General features: G+C 72.5%; 12 protein-coding genes. 6 read left to right on the plus strand and 6 right to left on the minus strand.

Annotated features, from left to right (window positions below; genetic code table 11):
- The first annotated feature begins 79 nt into the window (after positions 1 to 79).
- The 3 genes from MTF65_RS19455 to MTF65_RS19465 all read left to right on the plus strand — a co-directional run bounded on the left by MTF65_RS19455 (position 80) and on the right by MTF65_RS19465 (position 3,294).
- Complete coding sequence (locus MTF65_RS19455) at positions 80 to 1,384, plus strand: ATP-binding protein (RefSeq protein WP_243629989.1); 1,305 nt, start codon at positions 80 to 82, stop codon at positions 1,382 to 1,384.
- Positions 1,381 to 2,109, plus strand: coding sequence for a response regulator transcription factor (locus MTF65_RS19460; RefSeq protein WP_279399246.1), 729 nt, complete (start codon positions 1,381 to 1,383; stop codon positions 2,107 to 2,109). Before MTF65_RS19455 ends, MTF65_RS19460 begins: the two co-directional genes overlap by 4 nt.
- Before the next feature lie 81 nt (positions 2,110 to 2,190).
- A complete protein-coding gene (locus MTF65_RS19465) occupies positions 2,191 to 3,294 on the plus strand; it encodes an esterase family protein (protein ID WP_243629990.1) in 1,104 nt (367 codons plus the stop codon).
- An 82-nt stretch (positions 3,295 to 3,376) separates the two neighbouring features.
- Here the strand turns inward: MTF65_RS19465 and MTF65_RS19470 are convergent, their stop codons facing one another.
- Entirely contained in the window at positions 3,377 to 4,480 is a 1,104-nt protein-coding gene (locus tag MTF65_RS19470) for a C40 family peptidase (RefSeq protein ID WP_243629991.1), read from the minus strand.
- Between the two features lie 139 nt (positions 4,481 to 4,619).
- On the minus strand, positions 4,620 to 4,973 hold the full coding sequence (locus MTF65_RS19475; protein ID WP_243629992.1) for a hypothetical protein: 354 nt from the start codon (positions 4,971 to 4,973) through the stop codon (positions 4,620 to 4,622).
- A gap of 172 nt (positions 4,974 to 5,145) precedes the next feature.
- Here MTF65_RS19475 and pcrA point away from each other — a divergent pair, with 172 nt between their 5' ends.
- On the plus strand, positions 5,146 to 7,734 hold the full coding sequence (gene pcrA / locus MTF65_RS19480; RefSeq protein WP_243629993.1) for a DNA helicase PcrA: 2,589 nt from the start codon (positions 5,146 to 5,148) through the stop codon (positions 7,732 to 7,734).
- A 61-nt stretch (positions 7,735 to 7,795) separates the two neighbouring features.
- Here the strand turns inward: pcrA and MTF65_RS19485 are convergent, their stop codons facing one another.
- Entirely contained in the window at positions 7,796 to 9,376 is a 1,581-nt protein-coding gene (locus tag MTF65_RS19485) for a M23 family metallopeptidase (RefSeq protein WP_243629994.1), read from the minus strand.
- Positions 9,377 to 9,623: 247 nt separating this feature from the next.
- Positions 9,624 to 10,463, minus strand: a complete 840-nt coding sequence (locus tag MTF65_RS19490) for an esterase/lipase family protein (RefSeq protein WP_374207262.1) — start codon at positions 10,461 to 10,463, stop codon at positions 9,624 to 9,626.
- Positions 10,464 to 10,804: 341 nt separating this feature from the next.
- Here MTF65_RS19490 and MTF65_RS19495 point away from each other — a divergent pair, with 341 nt between their 5' ends.
- Both MTF65_RS19495 and MTF65_RS19500 read left to right on the plus strand, forming a co-directional pair.
- Complete coding sequence (locus MTF65_RS19495; RefSeq protein ID WP_243629995.1) at positions 10,805 to 11,206, plus strand: cobalamin B12-binding domain-containing protein; 402 nt, start codon at positions 10,805 to 10,807, stop codon at positions 11,204 to 11,206.
- Between the two features lie 267 nt (positions 11,207 to 11,473).
- A complete protein-coding gene (locus MTF65_RS19500) occupies positions 11,474 to 11,947 on the plus strand; it encodes a nuclear transport factor 2 family protein (protein ID WP_243629996.1) in 474 nt (157 codons plus the stop codon).
- Positions 11,948 to 13,475: 1,528 nt separating this feature from the next.
- On the opposite strand, the gene MTF65_RS19505 is transcribed toward MTF65_RS19500, so the two are convergent.
- Both MTF65_RS19505 and MTF65_RS19510 read right to left on the minus strand, forming a co-directional pair.
- Entirely contained in the window at positions 13,476 to 15,032 is a 1,557-nt protein-coding gene (locus MTF65_RS19505; protein ID WP_243629997.1) for a DUF5691 domain-containing protein, read from the minus strand.
- A gap of 304 nt (positions 15,033 to 15,336) precedes the next feature.
- Positions 15,337 to 16,677, minus strand: coding sequence for an SWIM zinc finger family protein (locus MTF65_RS19510; protein ID WP_243629998.1), 1,341 nt, complete (start codon positions 16,675 to 16,677; stop codon positions 15,337 to 15,339).
- Positions 16,678 to 16,706: the final 29 nt, after the last annotated feature.

Raw genomic sequence — 16,706 nt, forward strand, 5'->3', positions numbered from 1 at the left:
GCGACCCTGATATCCCCCGCACAGAACTGGGGGGATGCCCTGATGCCGGGCGCACCCCGCGCATGTGACCATCGGTGGCATGCCCGTAGCCGCCGCTCCCCGAATCCCGCACGCAGCAGAGCCCCCGCCGAGCCCCGAGACCCCGCAGCGCAAGCTCTACCGCAGCGCCGACGGCCGGATGCTCGGCGGGGTCGCGCGCGGCCTGGCCGGGCACCTCGGGCTGCCGGTGATCTGGGTCCGGCTGGCCTTCCTCGGCCTGTTCATGTTCGGCGACGGCCTCGGCGTCCTGCTCTACGCCGCCTTCTGGGTCTTCGTCCCGCTCGGCGTGGGCGGCGGCAGCGGGCACCGCTCCTTCTTCGAGAACCTCGCCGGCGGCAGCCTGCGCCTGCGCAGGCCCGCCAAGGGGCAGATCACCGCGCTGATCGCGCTGTGCGTCGGCGTCGCGATCTTCAGCGCCAAGGTCCAGGCCGGCGGCGCGTCCGGGCGGTACGTCTGGCCGACGCTGCTGGTCGGCGCCGGTGTGGTGCTCGTATGGCGGCAGGCCGACAACGCCCGCCGCGCCCACTGGAGCGCCGCCGCGGGCCGGCACGCCCGGCTGCTGCAGATCGCCCGGGGACTCGCGGGGGTGGCGCTGGTCGGCGTCGGTCTGACCGTCTTCCTCGTCGTACGGGGCTCCGCCGCCCAGCTGGGCAACGTACTCACCGCCACCCTCGCCGTCCTCGTCGGCGTCGCCCTGCTGGCCGGGCCCTGGCTGATCCGGATGACCCAGGACCTCTCCGAGGAACGCCTCATGCGCATCCGCGCCCAGGAGCGCGCCGAAGTCGCCGCCCACGTACACGACTCGGTCCTGCACACCCTCACGCTGATCCAGCGCAACGCGGAGGACGTGGGCGAGGTGCGCCGCCTCGCCCGGGCCCAGGAGCGGGAGCTGCGGAACTGGCTCTACAAGCCCGAGGGCACCGGCAAGGACGAGGCCGAGGAGCCGGCCACCGTCGCGGAGGCCGTGAAGAAGGCCGCCGCCGAGGTGGAGGACCACCACGGCGTCCAGATCGAGGTCGTCATCGTCGGCGACTGCCCCCTCGACGAGCGGCTGGCCGCGCAGACGCAGGCCGCGCGCGAGGCGATGGTCAACGCCGCCAAGTACGGTGGCGAGAGCGGGCCCGTGCAGGTGTACGCCGAAGTGGAAGGGCAGACCGTGTTCGTGTCCGTACGGGACCGGGGACCGGGCTTCGACATCGACGCGGTACCGGACGACCGCATGGGCGTACGAGAATCGATCATCGGCCGGATGCAGCGCAACGGCGGGACCGCACGGCTGCGGTCCGCGCCCGGCGGCGGCACGGAAGTCGAGCTGGAGATGGAGAGGGCGGCGAGCACAGCATGACCGAAGAGACCACGACCGGTTCCGGTTCGGATGCGGGTTCCGGTTCGGATTCGGGTTCGGAGAGCAGGAGGGTCCGGGTGGTGCTCGTCGACGACCACCGGATGTTCCGCACCGGCGTCCAGGCCGAGATCGGCGACACCGCCCGCACCGGCGTCGAGGTCGTCGGCGAGGCCGCGGACGTGGACCAGGCCGTCACCGTCATCACCGCCACCCGCCCCGAGGTGGTGCTCCTCGACGTGCACCTGCCCGGCGGCGGCGGCGTCGAGGTGCTGCGCCGCTGCGCCCCGCTGATGTCGGCGGCCGAGCATCCGGTGCGCTTCCTGGCCCTGTCGGTGTCGGACGCGGCCGAGGATGTCATCGGGGTCATCCGGGGCGGCGCGCGCGGTTACGTCACCAAGACCATCACCGGCACCGACCTGGTGAAGTCGATCTTCCGGGTGCAGGACGGGGACGCGGTGTTCTCGCCGCGGCTGGCCGGCTTCGTCCTCGACGCCTTCGCCTCGACGGACGCGCCGCCGCTGGACGAGGACCTGGACCGGCTCACGCAGCGCGAGCGCGAGGTGCTGCGGCTGATCGCGCGCGGGTACGCGTACAAGGAGATCGCCAAACAGCTCTTCATCTCCGTCAAGACGGTGGAATCGCACGTCTCCGCGGTGCTCAGGAAACTCCAGCTCTCCAACCGCCACGAGCTGACCCGCTGGGCCACGGCCCGCCGCCTGGTCTGAGCGGGGCCCGCCCCGCTGTGATCCACGCCGCACGCGGCCCGGGCAACCGGGCCGCGCCGGGTGCGCCTCTTGGGGGGCGTGATGAGTCTGACGGGGACCCCCCTCTTCGCGACGGTGATCGCCCTGACGGTGACGGCCGTCGTCCTGCCGCTGGCGTCGTGGGGCAGGGTGCGCGGTCCCGCCGTCGTGCGGCACGCCACCCGCTGCCTGATGCTGCTGTTCGCCCAGGCGACCGCCATCGCCCTGGTCTTCGTCGGAATCAACAACGACCAGAACTTCTACACCTCCTGGGGTGACCTGCTCGGCACCTCGAAGTACGTCACCGCGGCCCACGACCTCGGCGCGGACGGGCTCGGCGGCAAGAAGGTCGAGGCCGAGCCGAAGGTCCTCCAGGAGTTCACCGCCGTCGACGGCCTGGGCGGGCGGGTCCGCAAGACCCAGCTCGACGGAAAGATATCCGGGGTCAAGGGCGACGTCATGGTGTGGCTGCCGCCGCAGTACGACGACCCGGCCTGGAAGGACCGCACCTTCCCCGTCATCGAGCTGATCCCCGGTATCCCGGGCACCGGCAAGTCCTGGTTCCAGGGGCTCAAGGCCCACGAGACGCTGGAGCCGCTCATGAAGAACGGCACGGTGCAGCCGTTCATCCTGGTGTCGCCGCGCGCCATGCTGCTCGGGGACACCGACACCGGGTGCGCCAACATCCCGGGGAAGGTCAACGCGGACAGCTGGTTCAGCGTGGACGTCCGCAAGATGGTGACCGACAACTTCCGGGCCTCCGGGGAGGCCCGGCACTGGGGCGTGGCCGGCTACTCGGCGGGCGCCCACTGCGCCGCCAAGCTCGCGATCGCCCACCCCGACCGCTACAGCGCGGCCGTCTCCCTGTCCGGGTACAACGACCCGGGCCAGGAACCCACGTCGCTGATCGCCAAGGACCCGGAGCTGCGCAAGGCGCACAACCTGGTGAACCTCCTGAAGGCCGCCCCGACTCCGCCGGCGGTGTCGCTGTGGATGTCGGGCGCGCAGCACGACGGTTACTCGTCCGGGCTCGACCTCGGGGCGGTGGCGAAGCCTCCCACGGTGGTGCACGCGGAGAAGGTGGGCGGCGGCCACAACATGGACTCGTGGACGCGCCAGCTGCCGCAGACCTTCGGGTGGCTGAGCACGGTGGTCAAGGCGCCGTAGCCGCTCCCGGGGGTACTCGGGGGTACCGGCGGGCGGCTATGAGGGCGCGGCGACGACGGGCGGGCGGCTGCGGGGCGGGCGGCTACGAGGGGCGGGCGGCGCCGGCCCAGGGCATCGAGTCGATCGGGGCCAGGCGGACCGTGGAGCCGGGGCGCGGGGCGTGGATCATCTGGCCGTTGCCGACGTAGAGGCCGACGTGCGTCACTCCGGAGTAGAAGAACACCAGGTCCCCGGGGGCCAGCTGGTCGCGCGAGACGCGCCGGCCGGCATTGATCTGGGTGTAGGTGGTGCGGGGCAGCGAGACCCCGGCCGAGCGCCAGGCTGCCTGCGTCAGGCCCGAGCAGTCGAACGAGCCCGGTCCCGTCGCGCCCCAGACGTACGGCTTGCCGACCGCCCCGTACGCGAAGGACACGGCGCGGGCCGCGCGGGAGCCGTCGGAGGAGGGCGGCGGGGGCGCGGTCTGGGACGGGGCCTGGGTCCGGGCGCCGGGCCGGGCGGGCGCGTCGTGGGCCTGGCGGGCGCCGGCCGCCTGCGCGCCGCTTCCGGCCGACTGGGCCTCGTAGGCGGCCCGCTGCTCGGCGGTGAGGCGGGCGAGCAGCCGCCTGGCGGCGCTGAGCTTTCCCTCGATGACCGCCTTGTGCTCGGCGAGTTCGCCCTGCCGGGCGCGGAGGTCGGCGAACCGACCGTCGGCCTGCTCGCGCAGCTGCCCGACCTCGTCGAGCTGACGGCGTACGTGGGTGATCTCGGCGGCGCTGCGGTCGCCGGTCCGGGAGAGGAAGGCGGCCCGGTCCAGGTACTCCTGCGGATCGTCGGCCATGGCCAGCTGGACGGCGGTGCCCAGGCCTCCCGCCCTGTACTGGCCGGCGGCCAGGGACCCGAGCGCGCGGCGGGCGGTGTTCAGCCGGTCGGTCCTGCGGGCGGTCTCGTCGCGGAGGGTGGTCAGCGAGCGCTGGGCCTCGTCGGCCTTCTCCTTCGCCCCGTTGTACTGCTCCGTCGCGGCCTCGGCCTCCTCGTAGAGCCGGTCCACCTCCGCCTTGACCTGCGAGGGGGTGAGCCGGGGATCGGCCTGGGAGGTGCCTTCGAACGCGGTGGCGGTGGCAGCGCCCGCGAGGGCGAGGGTGGTGGCGGCGGTCCGTACGGTGCCGCCGGAGAGCGGGCGCTGCCTGGGCTTTCGATGACTGGCCACGAGGGCCTCACGTCCTTCCTCTGCCGACTGGGCCGGTGCTTGGGCCGGTGCTTGGAGGAGGACGCTAGACCCGGAGGTAACGGGGAGATGTCGAGATGATCCGAAGTGATCGGATGCGGCTGGATCTGACCGGTCGGTGTCAGTTCCAGAGAACGGCGATGAAGATATTGGCCACGGTCAGTCCGCCGACCGCCCCGAACAGCGCCTTGTCCACCTGCTCCTCGTCACGCTTCACGTAGACGAGGGCCAGGATGACGAAGAGGATCGCCAGCTTCACGCCGATCTTGATGTTGTTGACGGGGTCGCCGTCCATCTCGCGGAAGCCGACGAGGAGCACGCCGGTCACGAGCATGGTCAGCGCGCCGTGCAGCATCGCGGGCACGAAGCGGGCGGTGCCGGCGCTCATCGCCTTCATCTGGGTCAGGAAACCGCCCAGGAGGGCGGCGATGCCGATGATGTGGAGGCCGACGAAGACATTGATCAGTACGTCCATGCCGTCGAGCGTACGGGCAGCTTTCCGGCGGAGTCCGGGCGGAGTCCGGGCGGCGACACCGGTGAATCCGGGGGATCCGGGGATCCGGCGGCTGCGGATCCGGCGGTCGCGCGGCGCCTTTTTTCCGGGGCCGGGACCGGCTGTCGGTCCCGCCCCCTAGACTCGGAATGCGATGAGCAGCCTCTTTGACGACAGTTTCCTGGCGGACCTCACCCCCTCCGACGAGGGCCCGCCGCCGCCCGAGGACCACGCCGCCCCGGAGCCGGGCGCGGACGATCTCTTCGGGGGCCGATTCGACGTGCCCATGACCGGGGACCGGGAGGGGGACGGGGACGGGGACGGGCACGCGTACTACCGCAACGGCGCCCCCAAGCCCGTCATCGACCCGGCGGCGCTGCTCGACGGGCTGAACGAGCAGCAGCGCGCGGCCGTGGTGCACGCCGGATCCCCGCTGCTGATCGTGGCCGGCGCCGGCTCCGGCAAGACCCGCGTGCTGACCCACCGCATCGGCCACCTGCTGGCCGCGCGCGGCGTCCACCCGGGCCAGATCCTGGCGATCACCTTCACCAACAAGGCCGCCGGCGAGATGAAGGAGCGCGTCGAGAGCCTCGTCGGCCCGCGCGCCAACGCCATGTGGGTGTCCACCTTCCACAGCGCGTGCGTCCGCATCCTGCGCCGCGAGTCCAAGCGGCTCGGCTTCACCTCGTCGTTCTCGATCTACGACGCGGCCGACTCGAAGCGCCTGATGGCACTCGTCTGCCGTGATCTCGACCTGGACCCGAAGCGCTTCCCGCCCAAGTCCTTCAGCGCCAAGATCTCCAACCTGAAGAACGAGCTCATCGACGAGGACGCCTTCGCGGGGCAGGCGGTGGACGGCTTCGAGAAGACGCTGGCCCAGGCCTACGCGATGTACCAGGGGCGGCTGCGCGAGGCCAACGCGCTCGATTTCGACGACATCATCATGACGACCGTCCACCTGCTCCAGGCGTTCCCGGACGTCGCCGAGCACTACCGGCGGCGCTTCCGCCACGTCCTGGTGGACGAGTACCAGGACACCAACCACGCCCAGTACACGCTGGTGCGCGAGCTGGTCGGCACCGGCTACCCGGACCTGCCGCCCGCCGAACTGTGCGTGGTGGGTGACGCCGACCAGTCGATCTACGCCTTCCGCGGCGCCACCATCCGCAACATCCTCCAGTTCGAGGAGGACTACCCGAACGCGACGACGATCCTGCTGGAGCAGAACTACCGCTCCACGCAGACGATCCTGTCGGCCGCCAACGCGGTCATCGAGCGGAACGAGAACCGCCGCGCCAAAAACCTGTGGACCGAGGCCGGCACCGGCGCCGTGATCACCGGCTACGTCGCGGACACCGAGCACGACGAGGCGCAGTTCGTCGCCGACGAGATCGACCGGCTGACGGACGCGGGCGAGGCGAAGGCGGGCGATGTCGCGATCTTCTACCGGACCAACGCGCAGTCGCGTGTGTTCGAGGAGATCTTCATCCGGGTCGGACTGCCCTACAAGGTCGTCGGCGGCGTCCGCTTCTACGAGCGCAAGGAGGTCCGGGACGTCCTCGCGTACCTGCGCGTCCTGGCGAACCCGGAGGACAACGTCCCGCTGCGCCGGATCCTGAACGTACCCAAGCGCGGGATCGGCGAGCGCGCGGAAGCGATGATCGACGCGCTCGCGATGCGCGAGAAGATCACCTTCCCGCAGGCCCTGCGGCGGGTGGACGAGGCCTTCGGCATGGCCGCGCGCTCCACCAACGCCGTGAAGCGGTTCAACGTACTGATGGAGGAGCTCCGCACGATCGTCGACTCGGGCGCGGGTCCGGCGGTGGTGCTGGAGGCGGTGCTGGAGCGTACGGGCTACCTCGCCGAGCTCCAGGCGTCGACCGACCCGCAGGACGAGACGCGGATCGAGAACCTGCAAGAGCTGGCGGCGGTCGCGCTGGAGTTCGAGCAGGCGCGGGCGGCCGCCGCGGCGGAGGCGCCCGAGGGCGCGGCGCCCGTGGGCCCCGGTACCCTCGCCGAGTTCCTGGAGCAGGTCGCGCTGGTGGCCGACTCCGACCAGATCCCGGACGAGGACACCGAGGGCACGGGCGTCATCACCCTCATGACCCTGCACACCGCCAAGGGCCTCGAATTCCCGGTGGTCTTCCTGACCGGCATGGAGGACGGGGTCTTCCCGCACATGCGGTCGCTGGGGCAGACCAAGGAACTGGAGGAGGAGCGGCGCCTGGCCTACGTGGGCATCACGCGTGCCCGGGAGCGGCTGTACCTGACGCGGTCCTCGATGCGCAGCGCGTGGGGGACCCCTTCGTACAACCCGCCCTCGCGGTTCCTGGAGGAGATCCCGGCGGAGTACCTCCAGTGGAAGCGCACCGGCGCATCGCAGAAGCCGGCGGGTCCGATGCGGAGTTCCGGGTACGGTGCGGGTTCGGGCGGATCGGGTTCCGGCTTCGGCTCGGGTTCGGGCTCCGGCTCGGGGAAGGGCGCCTCTTTCGGGACCTCGCCCGAGGCGTTCCTGTCCTCGTCGCGTACGAAGGCCGGCCCGTCCGGGTTCGCGACGCGCCGGGCGACGGACAAGCCGGTCATCGCGCTGGTCGTCGGGGACCGGGTCACGCACGACCAGTTCGGGCTGGGCACCGTCATGGAGGTCAAGGGAGCCGGCGCGGACGCGCAGGCCACCGTCGACTTCGGGGACGACAAGCCGAAGCGGCTGCTGCTGCGTTACGCGCCGGTGCAGAAGCTGTAGGGCTCGGGGCTTGGGCGGCTCGGGCTTGGGCTCGGGCTTAAGGACTTAACGGCTTGACGGATTAGGACGGGTCCAGGCCGTGGCTGCGCAGCCACGCCAGGGGGTCGATCGCCGCGCCCGCGCCGGGCCGTACCTCGAAGTGGAGGTGCGGGCCGGTGGAGTTGCCCGAGTTGCCGGAGTACGCGATGACCTCGCCGGCCTTGACCTTGCCGGACCGGATCTTGGTGCTGCTCAGGTGGCAGTACCAGGTCTCGGTGCCGTCGGGCGAGGTCACTATGGCCATGTTGCCGTAGGCGCTGTTCCACTGGGTGCGCACGGTGCCGTCGGTGGCGGCCATGACCGGGGTTCCGTAACCGACCGGGAAGTCGATGCCGGTGTGCACGGACATCCACATGCCGCCGGCCTGCCCGAAGTTGGCGCTGAGACCGTGCTGCGCGACCGGGATCGCGAATTTGGGGCGGGCGGCCTCCTTGGCCGCGGCCTCCTCGGCCTTCTTCTTCTTTTCCTCGTCCTGGCGCTGGCGGAGGTCGATGCGCTCCTGGGTGCGGCTCGCGCGGTCCGCGAAGTCGCCCGCGTCGGCGCTGAGCGCGGCCAGCTGGGTGTCCAGCTCGCTGTTCGCCGCGACCGGCTGCACCGAGGCCGGGTCGGGCGCGGCCAGGGTGGTGACCTCTTCGCCGGGCTTGTTGCCGGTGCCGGTGAGTCCGCCGACGGACGCGGCGGCGACGCCGGCCACGCCCATCACGCAGGCCGAGGGAACGGCGACGGTCAGCAAGGCGGAACGCTTCGCCGGCGTGCGGCGGCGGCTGTTGCCGCCCTTGGCGGCGCCGGCCCGGCGCGCGGCGCGGGGCGCGGGCGGGGTGACCGGCATGGCCTGGGTGGGGAGATCGTGCACGGCGCCGACCGGGGAGACGGTGACGGGGTCGATCTCGTCCTCGGCCTCGACCTCGGGCCCGGCCTCCGGCTCGACGGCGGGTACGACCACCGTCTCGGCGGCGGCGTACTCGGTGTGTGAGGGCGCGTAGTGCTGCTGCTCGTACGCGGCCTGCTCGGGCTGCTCGTGCTGCTCGTGCTGATGGAGCTGCTGCGGCTCCGCGAACGGCTCGTACTGCTGGTGGTGTTGGTGCTGCTCGTGCTGCTCGTGCTGTGCGTGCTGCACGTACGGCTCGTAGGCGTAGGCCGCCTCGGGCTGGAGCTGCTGCGGGAGCTCTTCCTGCGCCACGGTGTTCCAGGCGGTGGCGTCGTACGCGCCGGTCTCGGTGCCGGTGGTTCCGTAGCCGGGCATCGCCCAGTTGCCGGTCTGCTCGCCGGAGGTGTCGTAGCCGTAGCCGGTCGGCTGGTACTCCGTGGCCGGCGCGGCCCAGGCGCCCGTGTCGGTTCCCCAGCCACTGCCGTCGACGGCGGTTGCCTGGCTGGGGATCGTCGGGAGGTAACCGTTCTGCTGCGCGTAACTGTCCCGCGTGGCCCAGGCGGTGGTGTCGTACGCGCCGGTCTCGTAGGAGTTGTACGCGTAGTTGTACCCCTGACCCTGCGTCTGCGCCTGTGTTTCATAGGACGCATAGGTCGAATCACCAGCGAAAGTGGTGGTGGAAAGGCCGTCGTACCCCAGATCGGGGTACTGGCCCGACGATGGGCGGTCGTTCACCAACTTCTCTTTCGCCTCGGCGGTGGGGGGCCTGGGTGGCCGGGGACCAGAGGTACCCCGGAGGAGAGCAGTGGCGTGACTGTACCCGCCGGTTACGCGCAACGACAATCTTCAGCGGGCTTCCTCCTCGGGGGAACCGGGCATTCGGCCGCCTTTCGGTCGCCGGAAGACCTAGCCTTGGCCTTGAGTTCGAAATTCGTTCGACTTCCGTTGCGTTCTGTGAACCTCGATGGCGCGCGGTAACCGGTCAGGCTGACTCAGCGGAGTCGGAGCAGTCGGAGCGGTCGGAGGGGTCCGAGGGCCGGGCTCCCGCTCGCGGAGCCGAGAGCGCGCCGAGTTCGCCGGGCGGCCCGTCGAGGGCGCGGCGGACGGCGGCGATCACCGCCGGGTGCGCGGGGAGGGTCAGGTGTCCGATGCCGGTGACCTGCACGTTCTCGGTGTGCAGATCCGGATGCTCGATGCGCGCCGTTCCGGTCGGCGCCATCAGGGCGTCGAACTCGCTCCAGAACGCCACGCAGCGCGTCCGGCACCCGGGCGCGGGGGCGCGGAGCTCGGCCATCACCGCCGAGTCCGGGCGTATCTGCCGGACCAGCGGGTGCGCGTCCATGAAGGGGGCGACCCGGGTTCCGGAATGCGGGGTGCCGAGGGTGACGAGCGTGCGGACGCGCGCGTCGCCGCCGAGCCGCTGTACGTAGTACCGCCCGACCAGCCCGCCCAGGCTGTGGCCGACCAGGTCCACCCGGTCCTGCCCGGCCCGCTCGCACAGCTCCTCGACGCGCCGGGCGAGGTGGCGGGCGGTGACGCGCAGATCGCGGGTGAAGGGGGAGTAGTTGTACGTCTCCACCCTGCGTCGCCCGTCCGCGCCGAGCGCGCGGCGCAGCAGGACGAAGACGGACCGGTTGTCGGTGAACCCGTGGAGCAGCAGGACGGGCGGTCGCGGCCCGGCGGGCCCGGTGTCCGGCCGTTCGTCGAGCACGCCGGTGGGGTAGAGGAGCAGATGCCCGGCGAGTACGACCGCCTCCAGAAGGGCAGCCCGCAACGCGTCCCCGGACGACGGTCCGGATGACGGCATGATCGACAACCCCATCGACGGCCTCCCCTGAGCCCTTTGGGTACGCGCCTCGATGCCGTGATGCGTGATGCCGTGATGCGTGATGCCGTGTTCGGCGGTGCCGAGTTCGGCGGTGCCGTGTTCCGCGAGTTCCGCGATGCCGCAGATGTGATGTCGCCCCACCACCGTGCCGGGCGGCTGACGGCACGGTGGCGGGGCAACTGGTTGCGGCTCGGTGCGGCTCGGGCGGCTCCCCTGGTGAATCAGTCGCGGTGAATCAATGGCGTCCCACGTGTGATTTCCCCCTCCTGGTTGACCGTGAAACGGTGGCGTGCGCGATGCTGTACTTAACGTTCGTTCACTCGGGAGGCAGTGCGATGGGTGTGACCGGTCCGATCCGTGTGGTGGTGGCAAAGCCGGGTCTCGACGGCCACGACCGTGGTGCCAAGGTCATCGCGCGGGCCCTGCGGGACGCGGGCATGGAGGTCATCTACACCGGCCTCCACCAGACCCCCGAACAGATCGTGGACACCGCCATCCAGGAGGACGCCGACGCGATCGGCCTCTCGATCCTCTCGGGGGCGCACAACACGCTGTTCGTGCGTGTGCTGGAGTTGCTCAAGGAGCGCGACGCGGAGGACATCAAGGTCTTCGGCGGCGGCATCATCCCGGAGGACGACATCGCCCCGCTCAAGGAGAAGGGCGTCGCCGAGATCTTCACCCCGGGCGCGACAACGACGGCAATCGTCGACTGGGTCCGCACCCACGTCCGCCAGTAGCCTCCGGAGGTAGTGGGGGGCCGGCCTGTGTCTGCCGGGCCCCCCGATTCCGCGGCTCCGGCCCCCGGCGAAGCCGACCGGGTCCGCGCCCACGTCGGCCAGTAGCTTCCGGCGGTAGCGGGGGAGGGCCGACCTGTGTCTGCCGTGCCCTGCCCGCCCCCCTTCCGGCGAAGGTTTCGTGAAGGCGTGCACGAGAGGGCGCGGGCGCAGCTGCTGAGTGCCGTTCGGGGAAGCCTTCGCTTCCATGCGGTCTGATAAGAGTTGATCATGGATGTTGAAACCCTTGGCCCGATGGAACGCCTGATTGCCGAGCGGGCATGTGAGCGACTGATCATCGAGTTCGTCCGTCAGCTCGACCTCGGGAACCCGAGCTCGGTGGCGGACCTATTCACGCCAGACGGGATCTGGGAATGGCCCGCCGGGGATCGCCGCATAGCGGGCCGCGACGCTCTTCGTGACTACTTCGACGGCCGGCCCGCGGACCGGCTGTCGCGTCGTATGTGCACCAACATCCTGGTCACCGTGACCTCTGCGGACACGGCTGCTGCCACCACCTACTTCGCCACGTACCGAGTCGACGGCTACTCCGAGGGCATGGTGCCGCCCCGGCCCCCGGCTCAAGTGGGGCACTACGAAGACACGTTCCGCAAGGTGGACGGAATCTGGCTGCTCGCCACCCGGACCCTGTTTCTGTCCTTCGCCGGTCCCACGGAACACCTCGATCATCCCGGCCAATCGTGACGATGACCTGCCGAGCTCTGAGCTCCCAGGCGCCGTGGGACCGCATGATCCAGCCGGTGATCTTGCGCGGGCTGGGGATGTCGGCGGGGACGGGTTCGGCGTTGCCGGCGCGGAGGGCGGCGAGGTGTTTGCGGACGACCTGGCGGCTGCCGCGGTAGCCGCGTTCCTGGATCTCCAGGAACAGGCGGCTTCCGCTGACCTGGCCGAGGCTCTCGGTGAAGCGGGTGTTCAGGTACGGCTTGAACGGTTCCAGCACCCCGGCCGGTCGCGGAAGCGTCGGACGGTTTTGCGGTCGAGGTGGAGACGGCGGGCGATGGCGCTGATGGTCCAGCCGGCCGCGACGAGGCTCTGCACGTCTGCGTAGCGGTGCCGGGTCCGTTCGACGATCTGTGTCCGGGGCAGTTCCAGGCGCGGTGCCGGGGGGCATGCCCAGCCGGAACGTTCCCGCACACGCGCCCTGACCTGGGGATTCACGCAACTCCGGTCAGAGTCAAGTTCAAGGATCGCCATCGGGGGCCGGTCTGGGGCCGGTCTGGGGCCGGCCCCGTGCGGTGAGGCGGACTTCCAGACCTGGCGGTCGGGTCCGAGGTCAGGCAAGGCTGGACCCCTTGCTTGTCTGCGACGGGCGCCGGCGGCCCCACCGGATGGTGAGATGTGCCTCCGCCAAGCGTTCGGCTGGCGGCCCGGCGGGTGGTCGGCGTACAGACGTAACCTGCGAGAAGAGGCCGTCCGGGGCTCGGGTGAGCCATCGGCTACCGGTTCGAGGGGGGTGGGGGCACTCTCACCCTTCGCCGGGCCGACGAACTCCGTTCAAGGGCCTGCTCCTTCCGGGGCGAAGGTGCCACCGCGCAGCCGGCCTGTATCCGAGCTGGCGGTCGGTGCGCCCCCGGGTCGGATGCCAGTCGGGTCCAGACTCGGGCGGTCAGGTCCGGCGTCGGGCCAGCCCACCCTTCCCCCTCCCAGGCGGGACCCCCTTTCCCCTCCCGGGCCGAACCCCCTTGGAAGCGGCCCGGGGGTCCGCTCGACGGCCAAGCGGCCGAGCGACCTCGGGCCATGGGCCGACGACGAGGCGTCCTTGAACCTCGGGCCTCGGGCCACAGGTTGGCGGCCAGGCGGGCTCTGCCCCCGGCCCCCGGGGCCTCTGCCCCCGGCCCCCGGGGCCTCTGCCCCCGGCCCCCGGGGCCTCTGCCCCCGGCCCCCGGGCCTCGGCCCCCGGCCCCCGGCCCCCGGGGCCTCGGCCCCCGGCCCCCGGGCCTCGGCCCCCGGAGCCCGGGCCCCGGGCCTCGGGCCTCGGCCCCCGGGCTGGCGGCCATTGGCCTCGGACCACGGCCACCACGGCCAGGCGGACTCGGCACTCGGGTTGGCGGCCAGGTGGCCTGGGGCTACGGGCTGGCGGGCAGGGGGAACGCGGGTCAGACCTGGCGGTCAGTCGGGTCGGACAGGCCCTGGCGGTCAGTCGTCGGGGCAGGTCCTGGCGGTCGGGCGGGGCGGGGCAGGTCTCGGCGGGTGGGCGGGATCGGGCGGGTGGTCAGGGGGTTGGTGCGAGTTCCGAGAGCATGGTTGCGCGGATGCGGAGGGTGGATACCAGGCGCTGGAAGGCCTCCGACCAGTACGCCGCCGCGCCCGACGCCGAGTCGACGGGGTCCTCCACGGTGGCGGTCAGTGCTTCCAGACGCCCCGCCTCCGCAGGATCCAGGCAGCGCTCCGCCAGGCCCATGACCCCGCTGAAACTCCACGGGTAGCTTCCCGCATCCCGCGCGGCGGCCAGCGCGTCCACCACCGCCTGGCCCAGCGTCCCCGCCCACGGCACCACGCACACCCCCAGCAGCTGGAACGCCTCCGACAGCCCGTGCGCCCGTACGAACTCCGCCACCCACTGCGCCCGTTCCCCGTCCGGCAGGATCGACAGCAGCTTCGCCCGCTCGGCTATCGACGCCGTGCCCGGGCCCGCCGCGGGCGGCGCGGAGGCTGAGCCCAGCAGGGCCTTGGACCACTCCGGGTCGCGCTGGCGGACCGCCGCCCGGCACCACGCCGCATGCAGTTCCTCCGCCCAGCCCTCGGCCACCGGCAGCGCCACGATCTCCGCCGGGCCCAGCCCCCCGAACCGCTCCCGCCAGCAGGACAGCGGCGCCGCCTCCACCAGCTGGCCCAGCCACCACGCCCGTTCCCCGCGCCCGGCGGGCGGCCGCTTGACCACTCCGTCCCGCAACATCCCCGCATCGCACTCCGCAGGCGGAGTCACGCCCTCCGGGCCGACACAGGCCAGCGCCCGCTCCGCCATCCGCCCGGCCAGCGCCGAACCCGGCAGCGCGGACAGCAGCTCGGCGGCCGTCGCCCGGACGTTGCGGCTGCGGTCGCCCAGGGCCGCCTCCAGGAACGGCTCGTCCGCTTCCGACAGTCCCACCCGCAGCGAATCGAGGAACATCAGCCGGTCCTCGGCCCGTTCGGTGGCCCAGGTGGTCGCCAGCAGCCGCGTCGCCGCTGCCGCCTCGTCCGCCCGTACGGTGCCCAGCAGCGCCACCCGTTCCGCGAACAGGCCTTCCTGCCACAGCCGTTCCACGCCCGCCCGGTCCGAGACCTTCGGCAGTTCCCCGGCGCCCCCGGACCCGCCGCGCAGCGCGAACCGCCAGTCCGGATTCAGCCGGGCCAGCCACAGCCCCCGTACCCCGGCCAGGGCCAGCGCCTGCGGGCGCAGGTCCGTACGCGCCCGGGCGGCGTCCAGTAGCGCGGGCACCAGCGCCGCCGGTGCCCGGTAGCCGTGCCGCCCGGCGGCGGCCAGCCACTGCGGCAGCAGCTCGGTCAGATCCGGGGCGGTCCCGCGCCGGCCGCCCCCGCCGGCCGTGCCCGACCGGCCCGCCAGCAGCTGCGCGAGCCGCCGCCGGGCCGCTTCCGGAGGCGCCGGACGAGGGTCCCGGGGCGCGGGCTCCGGACGCGGTCCCGCCTCGGCCGGCCGCAGCCCGGCCCGCCGCCGTACGGTCTGCACGGCCGCCGCGTCCAGCAGTGCCTCCGGGCTGCCCTGCCGCCGCTCGGTGCCCAGCAGCGCGGCGCCGACCAGCTCGTCCCAGTCCCCGTAAACCGTCTCCATCGGACCCCTCCCTCTTCTTCGTCGTGTGCGTCGCTCCGGTCCCGCCCCCTCCGCGGGACCGGAGCAGCTCGTTGACCCGTCTGACCAGCGGCTCAGCTGGCGTGGCTGTCGTTCACGCATGCCCCCCGGCTTGCCCGTGTGTTCACGCCGACGCCCCCGCGCCGTGCGCTTCCTTCGTTTCCTCGCCGCCCGACGACCTCCCGGCCGTCGCCTCCCCGCCCGGCGACTTCCCGGCCGTCGCCCCCCCGCGGCGACTTCCCGGTCGGCGCCCCCGCTCGGCGACCTCCCGCCCGGTGGCGGGCGGTCAGAGGAGTGGCACCGGGTCCGCCGTATGGGGCTGCCAGGCCGTCAGGGGAGTGAAGCCGCGGTGGCCGCACTCGCCGAAGACCGTGACGGGACCGCCGCCCGAGAGGGCGGCCAGTTGCCACAGGCCGGATCGCGACCGCCCCCCGGTCAGCGCCACCGGCAGGGCGGACGTCCCCTCCGCGTCCGCCAGCTGCCAGCCCAGCTCTCCCGGTATCGGGATCACCGGACCCAGCACCACCGGCCACGACTCCAGCCACGGGTCCTCGCGCAGCGCGGCTCCGTACGCCTCCAGAGCCGCCTCCGTGCTCACCCCGGCCGGGACCCGCGCGCACGGCATCGCCGCCGCGAACCGCTCCCCGAGGTCCGCCCGCAGACCCGCCGATCCGGGCCGGAAACGAGCCTCCGCCTCCAGCACCAGCCCCACCGGCAGAGCCAGCCCCGGCGGCCGCCCGGGCGGGCCGAAGTCGAGCACCAGGGCCGGGCGCCCGCTCCCCAGCCCATGCAGCCATATCCGGCGGGTGGTGAGCCGGCCGTCCGCGGACACCGAGTCGTACTGGGCCAGGACCAGCCAGCGGTCCCGTACGACCTCCCCCTCCCCGGAGGCGCCCGGTATCCCCACCCGGTTGCGGACCGTCGCGGCCAGCGGTTCCGGTAGCCCCGACACCCCCAGCCAGGCCCGGTCCAGCAGGTGCAGCAGCGCGGCCTCCTCCAGCATCCGGGCGGGCCAGCCGGTGCCGCAACTGGGTATCGTCCCCAACTCCCGGACCCGCGCCGCCAGTCCGGGCGCCTGGGCATCGACCATCCGGGCGGCCGTCTCCTCCCAGGCCGCGTATCCCGCCTGCTCCTGGCCGGCCAGGCCGCCGCGCAGCAGATCCGAAAGCCGCTGCTCCAGCTCGGTGACGCCCGCGCCGACGCGGGCCGCCCGCCGCTCGGCCCGGCGCCGGGCGGCCTCCTCGTCCACCGGCTTGGCCGCCCCGGCGGCCGGGCGGACGGCCTTCGCCGCCCGCTCGGCCAGCCATTCCCCTGCCCAGTCAGGCGCCTCGCCGGGCTCGCCCAGGCCCTCCGCCGCCCAGAGCAGCAGCAGTCCCAGCGCGTGCTTGCACGGGAACTTCCGGCTCGGGCAGGAGCACTTGTACGCCGGGCCCGTCAGATCCACGACCGTCCGGTACGGCTTGCTGCCGCTGCCCTTGCACAACCCCCACACCGCACCGGAAGCGGAACCTCCAGTCTGTGACCACGGCCCCGCCCCGCCGAGTCTGCCCCCCGCCTTGCGTGACGCCACGTCAGGAGCCAGAGCCAGTACCTGTTCCGCCGTCCAGCGGTCCCCCTGCTCAGTCATGTGAACAACCGTAGAGACCCCCACTGACA

It is taken from the genome of Streptomyces sp. APSN-46.1, from assembly GCF_022815725.1.
Classification (GTDB): domain Bacteria; phylum Actinomycetota; class Actinomycetes; order Streptomycetales; family Streptomycetaceae; genus Streptomyces.

Coding starts and splice junctions, on each gene's coding strand:
- MTF65_RS19455 (WP_243629989.1), top strand. CDS start 80: ATGCCCGTAGCCGCCGCTCCCCGAATCCCGCACGCAGCAGAGCCCCCG.
- MTF65_RS19460 (WP_279399246.1), top strand. CDS start 1,381: ATGACCGAAGAGACCACGACCGGTTCCGGTTCGGATGCGGGTTCCGGT.
- MTF65_RS19465 (WP_243629990.1), top strand. CDS start 2,191: ATGAGTCTGACGGGGACCCCCCTCTTCGCGACGGTGATCGCCCTGACG.
- MTF65_RS19475 (WP_243629992.1), bottom strand. CDS start 4,973: ATGGACGTACTGATCAATGTCTTCGTCGGCCTCCACATCATCGGCATC.
- pcrA (WP_243629993.1), top strand. CDS start 5,146: ATGAGCAGCCTCTTTGACGACAGTTTCCTGGCGGACCTCACCCCCTCC.
- MTF65_RS19490 (WP_374207262.1), bottom strand. CDS start 10,463: ATGGGGTTGTCGATCATGCCGTCATCCGGACCGTCGTCCGGGGACGCG.
- MTF65_RS19495 (WP_243629995.1), top strand. CDS start 10,805: ATGGGTGTGACCGGTCCGATCCGTGTGGTGGTGGCAAAGCCGGGTCTC.
- MTF65_RS19500 (WP_243629996.1), top strand. CDS start 11,474: ATGGATGTTGAAACCCTTGGCCCGATGGAACGCCTGATTGCCGAGCGG.
- MTF65_RS19505 (WP_243629997.1), bottom strand. CDS start 15,032: ATGGAGACGGTTTACGGGGACTGGGACGAGCTGGTCGGCGCCGCGCTG.
- MTF65_RS19510 (WP_243629998.1), bottom strand. CDS start 16,677: ATGACTGAGCAGGGGGACCGCTGGACGGCGGAACAGGTACTGGCTCTG.